Annotated in this window: 18 protein-coding genes and 1 other annotated feature; of the genes, 8 read left to right on the top strand and 10 right to left on the bottom strand. The window is 67.5% G+C overall.

Annotated elements, in window-relative coordinates; genetic code table 11:
* Positions 1 to 13: 13 nt before the first annotated feature.
* Together FJ887_RS13260 and FJ887_RS13265 are read left to right on the top strand one after the other, a co-directional pair.
* Positions 14 to 1,248, top strand: a protein-coding gene (locus tag FJ887_RS13260) for an IS3 family transposase (RefSeq protein WP_137826983.1) whose coding sequence is annotated in 2 segments (ribosomal slippage) — positions 14 to 323 and positions 323 to 1,248 — 1,236 coding nt in all. Because the reading frame shifts where the segments join, the coding sequence is not laid out codon by codon here.
* Positions 1,249 to 1,348: 100 nt separating this feature from the next.
* The gene (locus FJ887_RS13265; protein WP_137826979.1) at positions 1,349 to 2,080 is read left to right on the top strand and encodes a hypothetical protein; all 732 of its coding nucleotides are present in this window, start codon (positions 1,349 to 1,351) and stop codon (positions 2,078 to 2,080) included.
* A gap of 32 nt (positions 2,081 to 2,112) precedes the next feature.
* Here FJ887_RS13265 and FJ887_RS13270 read toward each other — a convergent pair whose 3' ends face one another.
* From FJ887_RS13270 to FJ887_RS13280, 3 genes are all read right to left on the bottom strand, one after another.
* Positions 2,113 to 2,577, bottom strand: coding sequence for a hypothetical protein (locus FJ887_RS13270; protein ID WP_137826980.1), 465 nt, complete (start codon positions 2,575 to 2,577; stop codon positions 2,113 to 2,115).
* 285 nt (positions 2,578 to 2,862) lie between these two features.
* On the bottom strand, positions 2,863 to 3,792 hold the full coding sequence (locus tag FJ887_RS13275; protein WP_137826981.1) for an IS3 family transposase: 930 nt from the start codon (positions 3,790 to 3,792) through the stop codon (positions 2,863 to 2,865).
* Positions 3,694 to 3,822 (bottom strand) — a sequence feature (AL1L pseudoknot). It overlaps the preceding gene by 99 nt.
* Positions 3,783 to 4,088: a transposase gene (locus FJ887_RS13280; protein WP_181365656.1), complete on the bottom strand. Its 306-nt coding sequence runs from the start codon at positions 4,086 to 4,088 to the stop codon at positions 3,783 to 3,785. It overlaps the preceding feature by 40 nt. Before FJ887_RS13280 ends, FJ887_RS13275 begins: the two co-directional genes overlap by 10 nt.
* Before the next feature lie 361 nt (positions 4,089 to 4,449).
* Between FJ887_RS13280 and FJ887_RS13285 the strand changes: the two genes are divergently transcribed.
* Entirely contained in the window at positions 4,450 to 5,535 is a 1,086-nt protein-coding gene (locus FJ887_RS13285) for a methylenetetrahydrofolate reductase (protein WP_140955514.1), read from the top strand.
* 38 nt (positions 5,536 to 5,573) lie between these two features.
* The gene (gene metE, locus FJ887_RS13290; RefSeq protein WP_137826835.1) at positions 5,574 to 7,895 is read left to right on the top strand and encodes a 5-methyltetrahydropteroyltriglutamate--homocysteine S-methyltransferase; all 2,322 of its coding nucleotides are present in this window, start codon (positions 5,574 to 5,576) and stop codon (positions 7,893 to 7,895) included.
* Between the two features lie 18 nt (positions 7,896 to 7,913).
* On the opposite strand, the gene FJ887_RS13295 is transcribed toward metE, so the two are convergent.
* Complete coding sequence (locus FJ887_RS13295; protein ID WP_137826836.1) at positions 7,914 to 8,522, bottom strand: TetR/AcrR family transcriptional regulator; 609 nt, start codon at positions 8,520 to 8,522, stop codon at positions 7,914 to 7,916.
* Positions 8,523 to 8,567: 45 nt separating this feature from the next.
* On the opposite strand from FJ887_RS13295, the gene FJ887_RS13300 reads away from it, so the two are divergent.
* Positions 8,568 to 9,353 carry an alpha/beta fold hydrolase gene (locus FJ887_RS13300; RefSeq protein ID WP_250786244.1) on the top strand — a complete coding sequence of 262 codons (786 nt, stop codon included), beginning with the start codon at positions 8,568 to 8,570 and terminating at the stop codon, positions 9,351 to 9,353.
* A 1-nt stretch (position 9,354) separates the two neighbouring features.
* Here FJ887_RS13300 and FJ887_RS13305 read toward each other — a convergent pair whose 3' ends face one another.
* Together FJ887_RS13305 and FJ887_RS13310 are read right to left on the bottom strand one after the other, a co-directional pair.
* Positions 9,355 to 10,284: a GTP pyrophosphokinase gene (locus FJ887_RS13305; RefSeq protein ID WP_137826838.1), complete on the bottom strand. Its 930-nt coding sequence runs from the start codon at positions 10,282 to 10,284 to the stop codon at positions 9,355 to 9,357.
* 11 nt (positions 10,285 to 10,295) lie between these two features.
* Positions 10,296 to 11,708, bottom strand: a complete 1,413-nt coding sequence (locus tag FJ887_RS13310) for an FAD-dependent oxidoreductase (protein ID WP_137826839.1) — start codon at positions 11,706 to 11,708, stop codon at positions 10,296 to 10,298.
* Between the two features lie 103 nt (positions 11,709 to 11,811).
* Between FJ887_RS13310 and rarD the strand changes: the two genes are divergently transcribed.
* On the top strand, positions 11,812 to 12,735 hold the full coding sequence (gene rarD, locus FJ887_RS13315; RefSeq protein WP_137826842.1) for an EamA family transporter RarD: 924 nt from the start codon (positions 11,812 to 11,814) through the stop codon (positions 12,733 to 12,735).
* On the opposite strand, the gene FJ887_RS13320 is transcribed toward rarD, so the two are convergent.
* The 3 genes from FJ887_RS13320 to FJ887_RS13330 are packed head-to-tail and all read right to left on the bottom strand — an operon-like array spanning position 12,736 to position 15,781.
* Complete coding sequence (locus tag FJ887_RS13320) at positions 12,736 to 13,746, bottom strand: polyprenyl synthetase family protein (protein WP_137826843.1); 1,011 nt, start codon at positions 13,744 to 13,746, stop codon at positions 12,736 to 12,738. It abuts the gene before it with no gap.
* Positions 13,747 to 13,790: 44 nt separating this feature from the next.
* Entirely contained in the window at positions 13,791 to 15,092 is a 1,302-nt protein-coding gene (locus FJ887_RS13325) for a geranylgeranyl reductase family protein (RefSeq protein ID WP_137826844.1), read from the bottom strand.
* Positions 15,089 to 15,781, bottom strand: coding sequence for a demethylmenaquinone methyltransferase (locus tag FJ887_RS13330; RefSeq protein ID WP_137826845.1), 693 nt, complete (start codon positions 15,779 to 15,781; stop codon positions 15,089 to 15,091). The genes FJ887_RS13325 and FJ887_RS13330 overlap by 4 nt, the downstream gene beginning before the upstream one ends.
* A 137-nt stretch (positions 15,782 to 15,918) precedes the next feature.
* On the opposite strand from FJ887_RS13330, the gene FJ887_RS13335 reads away from it, so the two are divergent.
* Together FJ887_RS13335 and FJ887_RS13340 are read left to right on the top strand one after the other, a co-directional pair.
* Entirely contained in the window at positions 15,919 to 17,283 is a 1,365-nt protein-coding gene (locus FJ887_RS13335) for an isochorismate synthase (protein WP_137826846.1), read from the top strand.
* Positions 17,284 to 17,347: 64 nt separating this feature from the next.
* Positions 17,348 to 18,871, top strand: coding sequence for an HNH endonuclease (locus tag FJ887_RS13340; RefSeq protein ID WP_140955513.1), 1,524 nt, complete (start codon positions 17,348 to 17,350; stop codon positions 18,869 to 18,871).
* 10 nt (positions 18,872 to 18,881) lie between these two features.
* Here the strand turns inward: FJ887_RS13340 and menD are convergent, their stop codons facing one another.
* Positions 18,882 to 20,744, bottom strand: coding sequence for a 2-succinyl-5-enolpyruvyl-6-hydroxy-3-cyclohexene-1-carboxylic-acid synthase (gene menD / locus FJ887_RS13345; protein ID WP_250786245.1), 1,863 nt, complete (start codon positions 20,742 to 20,744; stop codon positions 18,882 to 18,884).
* Positions 20,745 to 20,763 lie beyond the last annotated feature (19 nt).

Here is a 20,763-nt window from a genome sequence, read left to right on the forward strand (position 1 = left end):
CGAGAATCCAAGGATGGCAAGGAAGAACTACACCGACGAGTTCCGGCGGCGGGCGGTGGACCTGTACGAGTCGACGCCTGGCGCGACGCTCAAGGGCATCGCGGGCGATCTTGGGGTCTCGCGGGGCGCGTTGAAGGAGTGGATCGACAAGCTCGGCTCCGGGACGACTGTCGGCGGTGGCATGGCGGTGCCTGATGGGCCGCGGCCGGAGTCGCAGGCGGCGCGGGTGGCCCGGCTCGAAGCGGAGAACACAGCGCTGAAGGCCGAGGCCCGCAAGCTCGAGACGGAGCGGGACATACTCCGTCAGGCGGCGAAGTATTTCGCCGGGGAGACGAACTGGTGAACCGCTTCCAGTTCGTCGAGGACCACAAGGACGCCTACGGCGTGAAGCGGTTGTGTGAGGTCATTCAGATCGCCCGATCCTCGTTCTACGCGTGGCTCGCAGCCGCGCCAGGACGAGCCAAGCGTCACGCTGCGGACGCGGCGTTGGCGGCGCGGATCCGGGTGCTGCAGGATCCCGACCAGGGCGGCGACCGCGCGTATGGTGCACCGCGGATCACCGCTGACCTCAACGACGGCGTCGCGCCGATCGAACGGGTCAATCGCAAGCGGGTCGCCCGGGTGATGCGCGAGCACCAGCTCGCCGGAATCCGGCTGCGACGCCGAGTGAAGACGACGATCCCGGACCAGTCGGGCAGGCGCTTCCCGGACCTGATCGAACGCGACTTCACGGTCGGCGAGCCGAACCGCAGGTACGTGGGAGACATCACCTACCTGCCCATCGCGGACGGCTCGAACCTCTACCTCGTCTCGGTGATCGACCTCGGCTCCCGCAAGCTTGCCGGCTGGCAGGTCGCCGACCACATGCGCACCGAGCTCGTCGAGGACGCCCTCCGCGCCGCGGCCCGCGAGCGTGGCTCACTGGCCGGCGCGATCTTCCACAGCGACCACGGCTCGGTCTACACCTCGAAGGCCTACGTCAAGCTCTGCAAGGACCTGAAGGTCATCCAGTCCATGGGAGCGATCGGGACGAGTGCCGACAACTCACTCGCGGAGAGCTTCAACGCCGCCCTCAAACGTGAGCTCCTCGCCGGACGCGCGGCGTTCCCGGACCAGGCCACCGCCTACCGGGCCGTGTTCCGCTGGGTGAACCGCTACAACACCCGCCGACGCCACTCCGCGATCGGCAACATCAGCCCGAACACCTACGAAGCCGCCGCATCCGCTACCCTCGCGGAAGCGGCATAACCGAACCGACACCGTGTCCACGATCGAGGGTCAAGGCCCTATGTCTTGAGTGATGACGATCAGGCTCTGTATGACGATCTGATGGAGCTGGAATACCTCATTGGAGATTGATCGTTCCTCGCTGGAAACCCAGGCTACTGACTTCGCGCAACGGCTGACTAAGACAGTGCACGCGGTGGCGCCGCAATGTGATCCGTTCAAGGCTCTCAACGTTGAAGGCACTCCGCGTGTTTCTGTTCGTCAGAATCCGTCGGTCGGCATTCCTCTGGCCGTGGACGGGCAGCCGTTCCTCAACCTCAAGGTGGACTATCGGTGTTGCCTCGACGGGGATGGTGATTTCCTGGCAGTCGAAAAATCCAAGATCGCGGTCGTCCCGATGGCCGGCACCGGTCCGATTTTCCGATACGAATACGACCGGAACTCAGGTAAGGTTCCTTCTGCGCATATGCATGTTCATGCTCATCGGGATGCGTTCACTTTCTTGATGGCCAAAGCAGGGCAGGGCACGCGCCGGGCTCGCTCGCGTGCTGATGGCAATACGGTCCCATCGTTGCAGAGCATCCATTTCCCTCTCGGCGGTCACCGCTTCCGCCCTTGCCTCGAAGACGTGCTCGAGACTTTGATAGAAGAGTTCGGGGTGGACAAGCAGGAGGGCACGATGGAGGCGTTGAAGGAAGGGCGAGCTGAGTGGCGCCGGACGCAAACACGCGCCGTGGTGAGAGATGATCCGCACTCGGCTATAGATGTTCTTCGAAAGTTGGGTTACCAGGTCGAGTGGGCATCTGAGGGTGCCCCTCCCCCTGTGCGGTGGGAAAGGCTCAAACAGCACTGACAGTCGCGCCGATAAGCCACCCGCATCGCGCCTTAACTTGAGGCACCCACCAATCTCACCAAATCGCCGATCAGTTTCGAGACCGACTTCCGGCCGAGCCGCCTAGATCCGAGTGTGACATCAATAGAGCTCTTGTCGCGAACTTTCACATGCGGGCGACCGGCCGATGTGTACTCGCCCCTGAGCTCTAGGCCATCAATCGATTTGACCTCGACTTCCGCGATGTCACTCACCCGCATTAGGTTTAGTTCACTGTCTCGTTTCCCAGCGGCATCATCTTTCTCATGGTAACCGCTGCCCGACGCCACGAAGCTACTACTGATCGCAACATACTGGATGGCCTGTCTTGTAGTCGTAGATTCGCCGAGTGAGAGGAACGCCCACATGAGGTCATCGTTGTCGGGTAGCGAATCCGCCAATAAGTGAATCGCAGGGTAGAACACGTAGTCCCGTGTTTCTTCTTCGAGGAGTTCGTAATCCAGGCCGTTCTGGAGCATCAACCGGAGGATGCTGTCGCAACTGAGACCCATGGTGATCTCCGTTCTGTGAGGATGTTCACAAGCTACAAGTCGGGCCTGACATGAGTTCGCGATCGCCGAGCTGAACCACAGGACATGGTGCAGATGCTTCCCGCACAGACATGTCTACTAGGTCATTCGTGTCGCTCTTTGAGGCAAGCGTTGCCACCATGAATCGCGACGTGATTGGTGGCTCAGTTGAGCCACCTGGACCGACCCCTGTGTCAAGCCCCGGGTTTCGTAGAGGCTCTTTTTCTTGGTTTCCTAAGCAGCCACGGGTTCTGCCGCGGACTGGTTGACCCATTCAGAATGGACCTCGATCGGCGGACGGTACCCGACCGCTGAATGCAACCGCTCCTGGTTGTACCAGGCCACCCACGCAGACGTCTCCGCGAGCACCTCGATCAATCCTGACCACACCCGTCTGTCGATCAGCTCAGCCTTGTACACCGAGTTCAGAGCCTCAGCCATCGCATTGTCATACGAATCTCCGCGCGATCCCACCGACGCGACAAGCTCGGATTCCGCGAGAGCCTCGCCATAGCGAATCGACCGAAATTGAACCCCACGGTCGCTGTGGTGGACCAGCCCCGACACATCTTCACCAGCCCGGAATTTCGCCGCTAGCGCCATCGTCAAAGCGTCCCTGGCCAGCGACTCCCGCAGATGGTTCGTCACCTGCCAGCCCACGATCTCCCTGGTGAACACATCAAGGATGAACATCGCGTACACCCACCCAGCCTGCGTCGGCACGTACGTGATATCGGCGACCCACAGACAGTTCGGACCAGCAGCCGTGAACTCACGGTCGACGAGATCGTCCGGGCAGTCCTCAGCCCTGGCTGAAGCCGTTTTCGGACGCTTCCGTCTCCGCCGGATCCCGTCGATGCCCAACTGGGCCATCAACCGCTCCACCGTGCACCGGGCCACCGGCCCGAACTGGTCGGCGTAGCCGCGGTTGATCGCCTTCCACATCTTCCGTACTCCGTAGCAGGAATAGTTCGCCTCATAGACATCCTGGATCACCACCATCAGAGCCTGGTCCCGTCGGGCCCTGGCTGATGGTTGACGTTTCTTGTACGCGTAATACGAGCTCACAGCAATCCGTGCAGCAGTCCCGGACAAGGCGCGCACGATTGGCTCGACTCCGAACTCGTGTTTGTTCTCGTCGATAAAACCGACGACTACTTCGATGGGCGGTCGAGCTCCGCCGCGAAGAAAGCCGACGCCCTCTTCAGGATCTCGTTGGCTCGTTTCGCCTCAGCCAGCTCTGCCCGTAGCCGGCGGTTCTCCGCTTCCAGGTCGACTGACTCAGTCGGTGTGGCTTTACCGGAGTCCTTGTGCTTGCGTACCCAAACTCGCAGGGTCTCTTTGCTCAGGCCGAGTTCCTTCGCGACGCGGGTGATGGCTCCGTTCGCAGTGTCCGGATCGGCTTGGGCATGGATGACGAGCTCGACAGCACGAGCCTTGAGTTCGTCGGTGTATTTCACTGGCAAGAGAGAATCTCCTTCTTCCAATCTCCCTGCCTCTATTATCCCCGGGGCATGACACTGCGAACGTCAACACCGAGACCCTTCAGTCCGCAAACAGCCCGCAGAAATCTCACGAAAGCACCACTTCCGGCAGGCATCACCACCAATCCACCAGCCTTTGAGACCCTAGAACTTGCGACACTCAGTCAATTCGAGAACCGCTCAAAGTCAGTTCACCAGTTCACCAACTACCGGTGACCATGACGGATTCCGACCGTTCATGACCTCGCGCGACCGCGTGCGTCCGACATAAGTCGAACCGTGACGCCGTGCGCCATGAGCGGCGCGGTGGACATGCCGACCTTGGCACGATGTCGGCATGTCCACATCACTGACACACCCGGATCCTGTCCTCGACTCCTCATTCCGCGACGTCGACCGGCGACCGCCGATCGACCACCGCCCACCACGACCCCACCCCGACGCCGACGCAACGGTCCGCGAGCCCCGCGCCTCCGCCTCGGCGCCGGTCAGCCTCCCCCACCCCGAACCCGACTCCGAGCGCCACCACCCCCTCGCGCTCTCCTTCGAGGTCATGCCGCCCCGCAGCGCGGCACAGGCGGCCGGCACCCCCGAACTCCTCGCCCTCCTCGATGAGCTTCACCCCGACTACCTCGCGGTGACGAGCTCGGCGAAGAGCAACTGGCTGCACGGCACCGCCGACTTCATCCGCATCATCAGCGAGACCACTCAGCTGCGTCCGCTCGCCCACCTCGCCTGCACCGCCGGCACCGCTGACGAGCTGCGCGGCTGGATCCGCCACCTCCTCAGCGCCGGAGTGCGCGGATTCCTCGCCATCCGCGGCGACTTCCCCACCGGCACCGACCGCGTCCCCGCCGGGCACCTCCCCCACGCCGACGCCCTCGTCCACCTGCTGCGGACCATCGAAGCCGAGCACACAGCCAAACTCGCCGCCGGACGCCTCGGGATCGGGGTCGCAGCCTACCCGTCCGGGCACGCACAGTCCTCCGGCCCCGACGAAGACCTCGATGTCCTCGCCGCCAAGCAGCGCCTCGGCGCGGACTTCGCCATCACCCAGCTCTTCTTCGACCCGGGCCACTTCGCCCGGCTCCGCCGCCGTGCGGACCTCGCCGGGATCACCATGCCGATCATTCCCGGCATCCTCCCGATCACCGACATCCGCCGCCTGCACACGATGAGCAGGCTCGCCGAGCTGCCGGTGCCCGACCACCTCCTCGCCCGCTTCGACGGAGCCGCGAGCCCTCAGGCCCAGCGCCGCATCGGACTCGAGATGACCGCCGAGCACGTCGCGACGATCCTCGACCAGGGCGCCGCCGGCCTGCACTTCTACACCTTCAACGACCGGACGACGACGATCGACCTGCTCGGAGCGCTCGACCGCCTCGGCGTCTCACTCCACCCCACCCCCGTGCCCGCCCTCTGAGGCGCACCACATCCACCCCACCCTGCGAAGGAGACATCATGACGACCCCCTTTCCCACCGCGACGATCACCGGCTACCCCCGCATCGGCCGCCGGCGCGAACTCAAGACCGCGCTCGAACGGTTCTGGGCCGGCCGTATCGACGCCGACGAATTCGCCCAGTCCGTGCGCGCCCACCGCGTCCAGACCTACCACCGGCTGGCCGAACTCGGCCTCACCGAGGACTACGCGATCCCCGCAACCTACAGCCACTACGATCACGTCCTCGACACCGCGCTCACCGTCGGCCTCATCCCGTCGGCGACGCTGGGCACAGACTTCGACCTCGGCGAATACTTCGCCCTCGCCCGCGGCACCGCCGACCGCTCGCCCCTGGAGATGACGAAGTGGTTCGACACGAACTACCACTACCTCGTCCCCGAGCTCGAGGATTCGACGCAGTTCAAGGCCCACCCGCAGCACCTCCTTACGCTCGTCTCCGAGGCGCGCGCCGCCGGGCACCGGGTCCGTCCCGTCCTCGTCGGCCCGGTCACGCTCCTCACCCTCGCGAAGACCGCACCGGGCACGACGACGGCGCCGCTGGACCGCCTCGACGAGCTCACGGCCGTCTACCTCGATGTCATCAGCGTCCTCGCCGCGGCCGGCGTCGAATGGGTGCAGATCGACGAACCCGCCCTCGTCGCCGATGCGCACGAGTCAAGCGATGACGAACTCGCCGAGGCGGCCGCCCGGGTCTACGGCACGCTGACCTCGGCACTCACGCACACGAAACTTCTCGTCACCACCCCGTACGGTTCGCTCCAGGCGGGTCTGCCGGCACTCGCGCACTCCGGGATCGCCGCCCTCGGGGTCGACATCTCCGCGGCCACCCGCCGCCTCGATCCCACCTGGCTCGACCGGATCGCCGCCGAGGTGCCCGCGTCGGTCCGCCTCGTCGCCGGAGTCATCGACGGTCGCAACGTCTGGGCCGACGACCTCACCGCGACCCTCGACGTCCTCACCGGGCTGGGTCGGGATGAGGTGAGCGTCTCGACGTCGACGTCCCTGCTCCACGTCCCCCACACGGTCGCCGACGAGCCGAATCTCCCCGTCGACGTCGCCGGGTGGCTCTCCTTCGCCGAGGAGAAGGTCACCGAGGTCGAAGCACTGGCCGCCGCCCTCCGTGACGGCCCGCAGGCCCGCCCGACGGCGTTCGCCCGGGCCGACCGGGCGCTGCGCACGCGCCGCGAATCCGCCCGGGTCCACAACCCGGCCGTGGCCGCGCGCGTGTCCGCGGTGGCCGGCCACGACGGTCGCCGCGGCGCGGCAGCCGACCGGGCCCTCGCCCAGGAGGCCATCGCCGTGCCGGTGCTGCCGACGACGACGATCGGTTCGTTCCCCCAGACCGCCGAGGTGCGACGGGCCCGAGCCGACCATCGTGCGGGGCGGATCGACGCCGAGGCCTACGAAGCGGCAATGCGGGCGGAGATCGACCGTGCCGTCGACCTCCAGGAGCGCCTCGGACTCGATGTCATCGTCCACGGCGAACCCGAGCGCAACGACATGGTCCAGTACTTCGCCGAGCACCTCGACGGGTTCGCGACGACGGAGAACGGCTGGGTCCAGTCCTATGGGTCCCGCTGCACGCGGCCGCCGATCCTCTTCGGCGACGTCTCCCGCCCGGAGCCGATCACCGTCGCCTGGTCGACGTACGCGGCGTCCCGGACGACGAAGCCGGTCAAGGGCATGCTCACCGGCCCGGTGACGATCCTCGCGTGGTCGTTCGCCCGCGAGGACGTCACCCTCCAGGAGTCCGCGGACCAGATCGGGCTGGCGCTGGCCGATGAGGTCGCCGACCTCGAAGCCGCGGGCATCGGCATCATCCAGGTCGACGAGCCGGCGCTGCGTGAACTCCTGCCCCTGCGCCGGGCCGATCGCGCGTCCTACCTCGACTGGTCGGTCCGCTCGTTCCGCCTCGTCGCAGCTCAGGCGGCGCCGGCCACGCAGATCCACACCCATCTGTGCTATTCGGAGTTCGGGGAGATCATCGAGGCGATCGACGCCCTCGACGCCGACGTCACGAGCATCGAAGCCGCCCGCTCGCGCATGGAAGTGCTCGCCGACATCGCCGCGGCGGACTTCGCCCGCGGCATCGGGCCGGGCATCTACGACATCCACTCCCCCAGGGTGCCGAGCGTCGTCGAGCTCACCGAGCTCATCGAGACCGCGCTCGAGTCCGTCGACGCCAGGCGGCTGTGGATCAACCCCGACTGCGGGCTGAAGACCCGCGGGTACGCCGAGGTGGAGCCGGCTTTGGCGAACCTCGTGGCGGCACGGGATGCGGTGCTGACCGGCGTCCGGGCAGGCCAGGCCCCCGGGTGATCCCGGGCTGAGTCGCGCTCACGCTTCGGCGGTGCGGGTCCCCCACAGGGCATGGGCGGCGAGATCGGCCGCGCGCAGCAGCCGCTCGCGGCTCATGCCCTGGTTCGATTGGGCGGAGAGTCCCAGCCACACGGCCTGCACGGCGTCGGTGAGCGCTGTCGGGGACGCGTCGGCCGGCAGATCGCCGTCCTCGACGGCCCGGGTGAATCGGGCGTGGAGCAGCCGCGCGTTCTCCGTCTGCATGGCGCTGATGATCTCTCCCGCGTCGCTCGCGTCCGCCGAGTCCGTGATGATCGCGCTCGTCACCATGCACCCGGGATGGTCCGCGGGATCCTGCGTGAACTCGATGATCGACTCCCGCAGCAGCGTCTCGACGACCTCGCCGATCGCATCCGAAGCAACGGCTCGCCGGTAGATCTCGGCATAGCGGTTCGCGTAGACCTCGACCGCCTCGGCGAAGAGACCGGCCTTGCTCCCGAAGGCGGCGTAGAGACTCGAACTCGAGATGCCGATCGCCGAGGTGAGCGCCCTCGTCGACGTGCCGGAATACCCGTGACGCCAGAACAGCCGCGCCGCCTCGAGCAGCGCCTGGTCCCGTTCGAAGGCCGGAGGCCGTCCACGCATCATCCTTGAATTCTAGAGCAGTCGGTCCATAATTGATTTATGGAGCAGATGATTCAGAAAGCGATTCCTCTTGCCGACGGCCATCTCACCGTCGACGTCTACGGCGATCCCGAGGGCGATCCGGCCGACTCGCTCGTCGTTCTCCCGGGGGTGATGAGCGATGCGCGGGCGTGGCGCCGGTTCGCCGCGGCGCTCACCACCTGGGCGCGCGTCATCGTCGTCAATCGGCGCGGTCGGGCCCCGTCATCGGAGCTGCCGGAGGGTCATTCACTTCTCACCGAGGTGGCCGACCTGGGCGCTGTCCTCGATGCCTTCGCTGCCCGGCAGCTCTTCGCGTGGAGCTTCGGCGGACTCGTCGGCCTGCACGCGGCCAACGACCGCCGCCTCGACCACGTCATCGCCTACGAACCCGTCATGGCGCCCTTCGGAGAACACGCACTGCCAGCGCTCGAGGCAGCCCATGAGGCCGCGGACTGGGACGCGGCCGTCGAGATCATCAACGTCGACGTCTCGGGATTCGACGCCGACCATGTCGCGGGCCTGCGCGCGAACGAACACGCGTGGCGGATGCTCGAGGAGCTCGCACGCCCTCTCTACCCGGAGCTGCGCGCGATCGCCACCGCCTCGGTGCCGGCCGAGTTCGGGGCCCGAGCGCACCGCATCGATGTCCTCATCGGGGAGGACGACCTCGGCGCCGCCCCCTATGGGACGAGCGTCGCCGACGTCCTCAGCCTCACCCCGCGGGCACGCACCCACACCGTGCCCGGCCAGGGGCACATGGCGCATCTCGAGGATCCCAGCGGTCTCGCGGCCCTCGTCGACACCCTGCGGTGAGCTACGCTCCGCGCGGCAGCTCGGTGGGGATGTAGTAGAGGCCCTTCGAGTCCTCTTCGACGCTGACATGAAGGCGATCGTCGACGCGGACGAAGTCGCTGACCTTGATCGTGCCCTTCTCCCCGCTGAGCTCGCGCACCGCGAACGCGGGGATGAGGCCCTGACGGCCGTCGGAGTCCACGGCGAGCGCGTACTTCGGGCCGGTCGCCCGGACCCGAACGTCGACGGCACGGCGTTCCTCGGCGCCGGCGAGCACACCGGCCTCGGGCTCCGGATTCGTCAGCGCCGAGAGCTCGACGGCCAGGGTGCCGGCCATCTCGTCGACGGTTGCGAGCATGTTCGCCATCGCGCGGGCGAACTCGCCGTGGAGTTCGCTCGGCTTCATCGCCGCGCCCGGCTTGTACATGTCCTCGTGCGTGAGCTCGCCCCACGCATCCTGCAGCCGCGTCTTCACCTGGACCTCCGCGTACACCGGTTCCCCGTGGTCGGAGGGGATGCGCAGGGTGACGTGGCACGCGCGGTAGCCGCTGGCCTTCGGGTGATCGACGTAGTTCTTCTCTTCGATGAGTTCGAACGCTCCCAGCTGCGCGGGGTCGCAGAGGGAGGTGAACATCATCTTCTGGTCCCGCGGGGACTTGCAGAGGACCTTGACCCCGACGATGTCCCTGATCTGGTCTTCGACATCGATCGCCGAGGTGACCGTGACGTCCGGTTCGGCAGCGACCTTCTCTGCGAGCTTGGCGAGGGTGCGCGCCGGATCCTTGATCCGGTGACCGTCGACGTCGAGTCGCGAGATGTCCTTGTCCTTGAGCAGGCCCCGCTGCTGCTCCTTGAGCCAGACCTTGATCCGCGTCGCCGTCGCCTCCCACACGTCGAGCCGCTCAGCGTAGGCGGCATCGACGTGTCGTCGGAGGTCGGAATCGGCGTTCACGCGGGGTCGGCTCAGTGACCGGAGACGGGCGCCGAGGCGGTTGCAGCGTGGTCGCGGGCGGCGGCCAGCATGCCCTCGCGGGTGGCGATCTTCACCCGTTCACGGCCCTCGACGGCTCCGGCGGCCCGTTCGGCGGCATCGAGCCGGTGGTAGCCCTGCCAGTCGACGAACTCGACGCCCTTGGCCTGCAGCAGTTCGACGATCGAGTCCTCGGCGGGAGCGACCGGCTCGGCGAGCACGCCGGCGGCGCGGTCGGCGAGGATGTGGGAGATCGTCTCGAGGGCATCGCCCTTCGTGTGCCCGATCAGGCCGACCGGGCCCCGCTTGATCCACCCGGTGCTGTAGACGCCGGCGACGACATCGGACTCGGCCGCCTCGCTCTGATCCACGGCGTCGACGACGCGCCCCTCATGGTTCGGGATCACCCCGCGGCGCGGATCGAACGGCAGCTGCGGCAGTGCGGAGCCGGCATAGCCGACGGCGCGGTAGACCGCCTGGACCGGCCAGTCGACGAACTCGCCCGTGCCCCGGACGTTCCCCGTCCCATCGAGCTCCTGACGCTCCGTGCGCAGAGCCTCGACCTTCCCATCGCCGAGGATCTCCGCGGGTGCGTGAAGGAAGTGCAGATGCAGCCGACGCTTCGCCCCGGTGGGTTCGCGCATCGTGAAATCGGTCAGCGTCTTCGCCACCTGCTTGACCTGATTCGATGACTCGATCGCCGCCATCGACCCCTCATCGAACTCGAAGTCCTCCGGGTAGACGATGACATCGACGTCGGCGACATGGCCCAGCTCACGCAGCTCGAGCGGGGTGAACTTCGCCTGCGCCGGGCCCCTGCGCCCGAAGACATGGACGTCCGTGACCTTCGAGGACTTCAGACCCTCGTACACGTGGTCCGGGATCTCCGTGACATGCATGTCGTCGGCCTGCTTCGCCAGCACGCGAGCGACGTCGAGTGCGACGTTGCCATTGCCGATCACCGCGACCTGCTCGGCCTCGAGCGGCCAGTCCTGGCTCACATCGGGGTGGGCGTCGTACCAGTTGACGAAGTCCGCCGCACCGTAGGAACCGGGGAGGTCGACGCCGGGGAGGTCGAGCGGGGCATCGACGAAGCAACCGGTGGAGAAGATCACGGCGTCGTAGCGATCGGTGAGCTCGTCAAGCGCGATGTCGACTCCGTACTCGACGTTGGAGAACATCCGGATGTCTCCCCTGTCGAGGACCTTGATCAGGGCGTTGATGATGCCCTTGATCCGCGGGTGATCCGGCGCCACCCCGTACCGGACCAGCCCGAACGGCGTCGGCAGACGCTCGAAGAGATCAATGCTGACGTCGAAATCACGCTCAGCCTTCGTCAGCAGATCAGCCGCATAGATTCCGGCAGGACCGGCACCCACAATGGCCACACGGAACGGACGAGTCATTCTCACACCTCTCTAGACATTCGGATACGATTCTATCGCCTATATAGGTTCTCCTAACACTCACGTGACGAACCTCGCACGTGTTCCGCCCTAGACTTTCGTTGTGAACACTCCTGCCGCTCCTGACGACAGCGCCTTCCGGCGCCTCGGACTCATCTACGGCTCGTCGGCGTACCTGCTCTGGGGTCTGCTCCCGCTGCTCTTCGCCGCCGCGGCTCCGACGAGCGCGCTCGAACTCGTCGCCAACCGGGTGATCTGGGCGCTCATCATCTGCGCGATCCTCCTCGTCTTCGCCCGCGGCTTCGCCCGGACGTGGGCGATCATGCGCTCGGGCAGGACGTTCTGGCTGCTCGCGCTGGCCGCGGTGCTCATCGCGATCAACTGGACGACGTTCATCTACGGCATCGACACCGGTCACCTCGTCGAGATCTCCCTGGGCTACTACCTCAATCCGCTCATCTCGATCGGCCTCGGCGTCGTCTTCCTCGGGGAACGGCTGCGGCACCTGCAGTGGGCGGCCGTCGGTTTCGGGCTCGTCGCCGTCATCATCGTCGGCCTCGGGCTCGGCCGCGTGCCCTACCTGGCGTTCTCCGTGGCCCTGTCGTTCGGGTTCTACGGGCTCGTGAAGAACAAGGTGGGAGGCAGGATCGGCGCGCTCGAGGGGATGACGGTCGAGACGGCGATCCTCGCCATTCCCAGCCTCGCCTACCTCGGCTTCCTCGCCGCGGCCGGCACGCAGACGTTCACCGGCTTCGGCGCCCTCCACGTCGTCATCGTCCTCGCGACGGGACCGGCGACGGCGATTCCGCTCATCCTCTTCGGTGCCGCCGCCAGACGGATCCCCCTGTCGTGGATCGGCATGCTCCAGTACATCGCACCGACGCTGCAGTTCATCATCGGCATCACCATCCTCGGCGAGTCGATGTCGGTGACCCGGTGGATCGGCTTCCTCATCATCTGGATCGCCGTCATCCTCCTGTGCACGGACATGATCCGGCAGAGCCGCCGGCCCCCGACGACGGGGTGATCAGCGCGAGCGGGAGACCACGGAGTCGGCGAACTCGAAGAGGGAGTCCTTGACGATGCCCTCCGGCAGCGGGGCCAGCGCCTCCTTGGCCGCCTGCGACCAGCGCACCGCCTCGGCGCGGGCCTCATCCGTCACCGGATGGGCGGCGAGCGCGGCACGGGCGGTCTCGAGCGCCTCATCCGAGCTGAGATCGGCGTCGAGGAGACCGACGATGCGCACCGCCTCGGCGTCGCCCTTCTCCGCTGCGGCACGCACGTAGAGCACGGGCAGGGTGGGGACACGTTCGCGCAGGTCGGTGCCCGGCGTCTTCCCCGACTGGGAACCGGTCGTCGTGAGGTCGATGATGTCATCGGCGAGCTGGAAGGCGATGCCGACCTTCTCCCCGAAGATCCGCACCGGTTCGACCAGCGCCGGATCGGCACCGGAGAACATCACGCCGAACTGCGCCGAGGCGGCGATGAGCGACCCCGTCTTGTCCGCGAGGACGTCGATGTAGTGCGCGATCGGATCCTCGTCCTCGGTGGGACCGGCGAACTCGGCGAGCTGCCCGAGGACAAGGCGCTCGAAGGTCTCCGACTCGATCTTCACGGCCTCCGGTCCGAGACCCGCCGTGACGAGCGAGGCCTTCGAGAAGAGGAGGTCGCCGGTGAGGATCGCCACGGAATTGCCCCACACCTCGTGGGCGGCCGGCGCACCCCGGCGCACGGGAGCGTCGTCCATGACATCGTCGTGGTAGAGGGAGGCGAGGTGGATGAGCTCGACGGCCACGGCGGCCTCGATGACCTCGTCGCACTGCGGCTGCCCGAGGCGGGCGGTGAGGAGGACGAGGTTCGGGCGGGCACGTTTGCCGCCGGCGGCGAGCAGATGCTTCGACGCGGTGTCGGGAAGCTTCCGCGTCTGGTCGGTGACCGCGTAGAGACGCCGCTCGACGATGTCGAGCTGTGCGGCGATGTCGGCCGCGAGCTGGGCATCGGCACCGATGAAAGTCACCGGAGAGGCTAGGTGGCTCATGTCCTCGTCATTCGTCATAGTTATCGCAGGGTACCTTGCAGGGCTCACGCGTTGCTCGTGGCCGGGACGATCCGGGTGAGAGTGGCAATCACCCGGTCGATGAGATCGGCCTCGGTCATCGTGGGGTCGCGGTAGAGGTTCGCCAGCAGTCTGACGACGAACTCCATCACAACGTCAACACCCATACCGTACTTGATTCCGAAGTGCATCAGTGCCGGATGGCCGATGATCGCAGCGAATACCCTGCCCAACGTGAAGTAACCGCCCAGGGAATCCCCGATGAGCGCCGGGTACTCGGTGAGCTTGCTGCGCATGATCCGCTCCGGGTAGCGGGCATAGGTCGAGATCACCTCGGCGGCGGTGCGGGCGGATTCGAGGGCGTAGTCGATGCCCTCCCCGTTGAACGGATTGACCATCCCCCCGGCGTCGCCGATGAGGAGGAGACCCTTATGGAAGTGCGGGGTGCGGTTGAACGCCATCGGCAGGGCCGCGGACTTGATCGGCCCGAGCGCCGTCGTCTCGTCGATCCCCCATTCGCCGCCCATGTCGGCGATCCACCGCCCGATCACCGCCCGCAGGTCGACGGAGCCGAACCGCGGTGAGGTGTCGAGGAGACCGGCGCCGATGTTGATCGTGCCGTCGCCCATCGGGAAGAGCCACCCATAGCCGGGCAGCACCTCGGACTGGCCCTCGGCGTTCGTCGACCGCATCTCGACCCAGCTCTCGATGAAGTCATCGGCGTGCCGGGGCGAGGAATGATAGGCGCGCACCGCCACTCCCATCGGCCGGTCGTCGCGCTTCTCCAGGCCCATCGCCACGGCCAGGCGGGAGGAGACGCCGTCGGCGGCGACGACGATCGGCGCCCGGAAATGGGCGTCGGGTCCGACCCGCCGACCGCGATGATCGGTTCCGGCGGCATGGACCCCGCGGATCCATCCGTCCTCGCCGATGTCCGGGCTCAGGGCCTTGACCTGCTCGAACAGGCGGGCCCCCGAGCGCTGGGCATGCCGGGCGAAGGCCTCGTCCATGCTCATCCGCGGGCGGGTCAGCCCGTAGTTAGGAGTCCCGTCGATATCGGGCCAGGCGATCTCGAGCCGGTGACCTCCGCCGATGAGGCGCAGCCCCCGGTTGCGGTGCCAGCCCTCGTCCTCCGGAGTCTCGAGGCCGAGGAAGCCGACCTCCTTGACCGCCCGCGGGGTGAGCGCGTCACCGCAGATCTTGTCCCGCGGGAACCCCGACTTCTCGAGGATGACGACATCGTGCCCGGCCTGGGCGAGATACGTGCCGAGGGCCGACCCCGCAGGTCCCGCCCCGACGACGATGACGTCGGCGTCGAACTCGTTCACGGCTTGAGCGCGTGGTGGACGGCGACGATGCCGCCGGAGAGGTTGCGGTACTTCACCTGGTCGAATCCGGCTCGTAAGATCTGAATGGCGAACTCGTCCTGGTCGGGCCACGCGCGGATCGACTCGGCGAGGTAGACGTACGCCTCAGGGTTCGACGACACCGCGGTGGCCACGGGCGGCAGCGCCCGCATGAGGTACTCCTTGTAGACGCGGGCGAACGGCGAGAACGTCGGAGTGGAGAATTCGCAGACGATGAGCCGGCCGCCTGGCCGGAGCACGCGCAGCATCTCGGCCAGCGCCCGATCGACGTCATGGACGTTGCGGATGCCGAAGGAGATCGTCACGACGTCGAAGCTCTCGTCCTCGAACGGCAGATCGAGGGCATCGGCATAGACGAAGTCGATCTTCGGGTGCCGGCGGCGGCCCTCGGCGAGCATGCCCTCGGAGATGTCACCGGCGACCACCTCGGCGCCGTGATGGGTGAATGACATCGACGAGGTGCCGGTGCCGGCGGCGAGATCGAGGACCCGCTCCCCCGGCCCTGCGGCCACGGCGTAGGAGACGCTGCGCCGCCACGCACGTGCCTGCCCGAGCGAGAGGACGTCGTTGGTGATGTCGTAACGGGAGGCGACGTCGTCGAACATCGAGGCGACGTCAGCGGGCTGCTTGTCCAGCTGGGCACGGTTCATGGCCTCATTCTCTCAACACGAGGTGCCCGCGGGCGAATCAGTCGCTGTGCACCTGCACACACCCGGCGCCGAGCCGCGCACCCGGGCCCGACCCTGTGCCGCGATCGGCGAGCGGGCTCGGATACAGTGGCCATGCCATGACTACGACGCTCTCCGCCTCCGACATCGCCACCGCGACCCCGCGTCTGCAGGTCCGCTCCCGCTTCGTCGACGACGTCGACCCCGGCCCCGGCTTCCCCTTCGGATCCGACCTGCCCACGACCGTCGAGCAGACGCTGGCACTGCTGCCCACCTCGGCGTTCTCCTGCTGGGTCAGGGACACCTCCGGACTCATCGGCTTCGGTCGAACCCTGCGCATCCGGGCGCGCGGGCGCGACCGGTTCCGGCAGCTCTCGGACGCGTGGAAGACGATCACCGCGGCCGCGGTGATCGAGGACGAGGTCGACCTCCTCGGGTCGGGGCTGATGTGCTTCGCGACGGTGACGTACTCGCAGGACTCCGCCGTCGACTCCCTCATCCACATCCCCGAATTCGTCATCGGGCGCCGAGGCGGTCGCGTGTGGATGACGACGATCGCGACCGAGGACGCGACCCCGACACCCCCGGTCCTGCGCGAACAGCCGCTGCGACCGGTCACCTCGGCGCAGGCCTCCCCCGGCCACCTCGACGAGGACACGTGGGCACGTCTCGTCGCCACCGTCTCGGCCATGCTCACCCCCGTCGACGGGGCCGCCGAAGTCGATGCCGACTCCGATGACCCGACCCTGCGCAAGGTCGTCCTCGCCCGCGACGAGGTCGTCACCACCGACGAGGAGATCGATGTGCGCTCCGTGCTCGGTGCGCTCAACCGCAGCTACCCGAGCTGCTGGACGTTCGACGTCGCCGGACTCATCGGCGCGACCCCGGAGCTGCTCATCGGCGTCGACCACGGCCGCGTGACCTCCCGGGTGCTCGCCGGCACGTACCGGGTCGAGAACGACCCGACGACGGAGATGGCCGCGGCCCGCCAGGTGCTCAGCGCGCACAAGGACAGCACCGAGCACGCCTTCGCGATCGCCTCCCTGCAGCGCAGCCTGGGATCCGTCGCCGACGAGGTCTCCGTCGACGAGCGTCCCCACCTGCTGCCCCTGGCCAACGTCATCCACTCCGCCTCCGATGCCACCGGGCAGCTGCCGGCGGACTCCGGGCTCAACGCCCTCGACGTCGCCGCCGCCGTCCACCCGACCGCCGCCGTCGGCGGATACCCGCAGGCCAGCGCCGTCGCGCGCGTCGACGAACTCGAACCGCTCGACCGCGGCCGCTACTCCGGTCCGGTGGGCTGGATGGACGATCGCGGCAACGGGCAGTTCGGCATCGCGCTGCGCTGCGGACAGCTCGAGGACCGCAACCGGATCCGTCTCTTCGCCGGGGCCGGGATCATGCCCGATTCCGATCCCGCCACCGAGGTGGCCGAGACGGAGGCGAAGTTCGCCCCGATGCGGAGGGCGCTCGGGTTGGAGTAGGGGGTCGGTTCTGATCTCGTGTCGGTTCTGATGTCGTGTCAGGACCGGTCAGTAGCGTTGTCGTATGGACGCGAAGGATGACACAGCTGTTCCGGGGGACGGTGAATCCGACCTCTCCTTCGCCGCGCCGAAGTTCGCCGGTGTCGTCCGTGATTTCACTTCGATGCTCCTCGATCTGGCCTCCTCGGCCAATGCCTGCGAGGCTCAGGACCGCATCCGTCTTCTCGAGCGTCTCACCGCGACGATCGCCGCCGTCCAAGCCAGCGAGGCCGTCGCGCTGCACGCCCATCGGGGAGCCGAGGACACCGTGAATGAGGTGCCGGCCAGCAAACGCGGCACGTATGCCGGGCACGAAGTCGCCTATGCGAATAACACGGCACCGGCCTCCGGACGGAGATTCCTCTCGACCGCCCATGCTCTCGTCGACGATCTCCCGCACACCTTCGCCGCCCTGGCCCGCGGGGACATTCCGCAGAGTCGTGCCCGTACCGTCGCCGAGCGCACCGCCGGACTCACCCACGAGCAGCGGGTCCGCATCGATGACGAGCTCAAGGACCGCCTCACCCACACCGGAAACAGACGCCTGAGCCGTGAGGTGCGGGCACTCGCGTATGAGGCCCGCGTCGACGACGATCCCGCCTACGAATGGGAGAGCTCCAACGTCGCCGTGGCGGACCGGCACGTGTCCTTCGCCGACCTCGAGGACGGCATGGCCCGCGTCAGTGCCGTGCTGCCCATGATCGAAGGCATCGCCGTCGTCGACCACCTCCGCCAGTCCGCCCTGAGTCGAATCGCAGATGGCGAGGCCGAGGGGCGCGATGAGAAGCAGCTCATGGCCGACCTGTTCGTCGAACGGCTGACCGGGCAGGGCGCAGCCGGCGACGTGCCGGTCGAGGTCGCCGTGGTCATGGAGGCCGAAAGCCTCTTCTCCGACGGGCGGGTGCCCGCCTGGCTGCCGGGCTATGGTCCCCTGCCGGCGAAGACGGCGCGGGAGTTCCTCGCGGCGTCCGACGCGCAGACTTTCCTCCGGCGAGTCTTCACATCCCCGACGACCGGGCAGCTGGTCGGCATGGACTCGAAGTCGCGGAAGTTCACCGGTCAGCTGCGGAAGATGGTGATCTTCCGCGACGACGTGTGCCGGTCCCCGGGATGCGACGCTCCGATCAAGCACGTCGACCATGCGCAGTCGGTGGCCGACGGCGGCCCCACGGAGTGGGAGAACGCATCCGGACTGTGTGCGGCCTGCAATTACGCGAAGGAGAAGGCCGGCTGGAAGCACGAGGCCACTCCGGGCACGCTCACCGTCACCACCCCGACCGGGGAGCGCTATCGGGCGGACACTCCGCCTCTCGTGACGAAGTTGCGCGCCCGAGGCCGGAGCACGCCGAGCAATCGAAACGGCCCACCGAGGCGGCCGGGAGGTGAGGTCCCGACCGTCGAAGTTGTTCCCATCAGGCCGGACGGCGACGACGCCCAGCCGCCGCGCACTGTCGAGTCGCCGAGCACCGTCGAGTCGGTCAGCACCGTCGAGTCGCCGAGCACCGTCGAGTCGGTCTATCGCGAGTTGATCTTGCGGGACACGGGGTGAGGAGTGCGCGTCAGGCGTCGTGATCGGTCGGCGGTGAGGTGAGATCGACTTCGATGATCCTCCGGCCGGCACCATGTCCGCCCGCAGACGGCGAGCCGGCCTGGGTGTCGGCGAAGACGGCGGAGAAGTCCTCGAGCGTGGACACCTGCGCATGCTCCCACCCGTACGCTGCGGCGAGGTCGGCGAAGCGTCTGCCATGGGGCACGGTGAAATAGCGTTCGAGGTGGTCGATGACGTGGTCCTGCGAGTGCTCGAGTCCTGAGAAGATCGCACCGCCGTCGTCGTTGAGCACGACGATGACGACGTCGCCGGTCTGCTCATGCGCCGGGGTGAGCAGACCGCCGACGTCGTGGAGCAGCGCGATATCGCCGATGAGGAGGACGACCTGCTCATCGAGTCCGAGGGAGAGCCCGGTGGCCGTGGACACGAGCCCGTCGATGCCCGCCAAGCCCCGCGATGCGTGGATGCGGGCGCGGAAATCGGTGGCACCGCTGAGGTAGCGCACCGAGTTCGAACTCGCGACGAAAAGGGTGATGTCCTGTACGGCGAGATGCTCGGTGATCGCGCGGGCGGTCGGCTGGGGGTTCGCCTGCGGGGTCGGCGGGGCATCCGCAGCGGAGGTGACGAAGGACTCTCCCGCCTCGACCCAGGAGCGCAGCCAGGCCGCCTCGTCCGCTCGCTTGTCGTCGGCTCCTCTGTTGTCGGCCCCCGTGTTGTCGACTCTGTTGTCGTCAGACACGGTCAGCACCATCGCATCGATGTCATCGGGGAGGCGCTGCACCGACACGGAGGCGTCGGCGAGCAATGCGGCCACGGGCCTCGTCAGGGTCGGTTTGCCGTGGACGACGACCGTCCGGATCGCCTCTCTCAGGTCCGTCCGTTCGCTGAGCACCCGGGCATGAGCGGGAACGAAGGTCGCAACACCCGCCGTGGGCTGCGCCAGCGGGCTCGAGGGTTCGGCGAGCACCGGCAGATGATGATCGGCGGCGAGTGCTCGCAGCGAGTCGGCGGGGTGCCCGCCTGCGTCTCCGGCGACGATGACAGTTCCCTCGGTGACAGTCACCTCGACTGAGGGTGACTCAGTTCGCGCGGCTGCCGTCGTCCCAGCCACATCAGCACCGGTCGCATCAGCCCCGGCAGCGTCTGTCCCGGTCACATCAGTCCCGGCCGCTACAGCCTCGGTGGAAGCGGCACCACCCGCATTCGGCCTGGACTCATCCCAGCCCGTCTCAGCCCATCCTGCCCCTTCCCACCCCGCGATCTCATCGGTCCACGCCCGCAGTTCGTCGGGCGTCGGGACCAGCGGGGTGTCGAACTGGACGTTGACCTGGACGGGTCCGGCCGCCTCGGTGCCGATCCCGCCGACCGGACCCATCGCAGTGCGCACCGCCCCGGTCACCACCCGGTCGACGATGTCCGCGTCCTCGCCGGCGGGGACGTCAATACGGTCGCGGACGTCGCTGAGCACCTGCGACTGGTCATCGATGGTCTGGTTGGCGCCGGTCGCCCGGAGCCGGGCGGGACGGTCGGCAGTCAGGGCGATGAGCGGCAGGTGCCCGTACGCGGCCTCGAGGACAGCGGGATGAAGGTTGGCCACCGCCGACCCCGACGTCGTCACGACCGCGACGGCAGAACCGACTCCGCCGGTCTGCGCACCCCTCACCCGCAGACCCCGCGCAAGACCGAGCGCGAGGAACCCCGCGTCGCGCTCATCGAGGCGGACGTGCGTGCGGATCACCCCCGCCTCGGCGAGAGGGGCGAGCGCATAGACGAGCGGTGCCGACCGGGACCCGGGAGCGAGGACGACCTCCCTGACTCCGGCTGCGACCAGACTGCGGGCGATCTGCTGCGCCATTGCGCTCGAATTCGACATCACCCGATATTCAACCACT

The organism is Brevibacterium sp. XM4083, assembly GCF_006489205.2.
Lineage (GTDB): Bacteria > Actinomycetota > Actinomycetes > Actinomycetales > Brevibacteriaceae > Brevibacterium.

What these genes read in the sequence shown, in the direction of transcription:
- menD (WP_250786245.1), bottom strand. Translation starts at nt 20,744, where the DNA reads ATGTCGAATTCGAGCGCAATGGCGCAGCAGATCGCCCGCAGTCTGGTC.
- FJ887_RS13270 (WP_137826980.1), bottom strand. Translation starts at nt 2,577, where the DNA reads ATGCTCCAGAACGGCCTGGATTACGAACTCCTCGAAGAAGAAACACGG.
- FJ887_RS13310 (WP_137826839.1), bottom strand. Translation starts at nt 11,708, where the DNA reads ATGACTCGTCCGTTCCGTGTGGCCATTGTGGGTGCCGGTCCTGCCGGA.
- FJ887_RS13300 (WP_250786244.1), top strand. Translation starts at nt 8,568, where the DNA reads ATGATTCAGAAAGCGATTCCTCTTGCCGACGGCCATCTCACCGTCGAC.
- FJ887_RS13320 (WP_137826843.1), bottom strand. Translation starts at nt 13,746, where the DNA reads ATGAGCCACCTAGCCTCTCCGGTGACTTTCATCGGTGCCGATGCCCAG.
- FJ887_RS13335 (WP_137826846.1), top strand. Translation starts at nt 15,919, where the DNA reads ATGACTACGACGCTCTCCGCCTCCGACATCGCCACCGCGACCCCGCGT.
- FJ887_RS13330 (WP_137826845.1), bottom strand. Translation starts at nt 15,781, where the DNA reads ATGAACCGTGCCCAGCTGGACAAGCAGCCCGCTGACGTCGCCTCGATG.
- FJ887_RS13285 (WP_140955514.1), top strand. Translation starts at nt 4,450, where the DNA reads ATGTCCACATCACTGACACACCCGGATCCTGTCCTCGACTCCTCATTC.
- FJ887_RS13295 (WP_137826836.1), bottom strand. Translation starts at nt 8,522, where the DNA reads ATGATGCGTGGACGGCCTCCGGCCTTCGAACGGGACCAGGCGCTGCTC.
- metE (WP_137826835.1), top strand. Translation starts at nt 5,574, where the DNA reads ATGACGACCCCCTTTCCCACCGCGACGATCACCGGCTACCCCCGCATC.
- FJ887_RS13340 (WP_140955513.1), top strand. Translation starts at nt 17,348, where the DNA reads ATGGACGCGAAGGATGACACAGCTGTTCCGGGGGACGGTGAATCCGAC.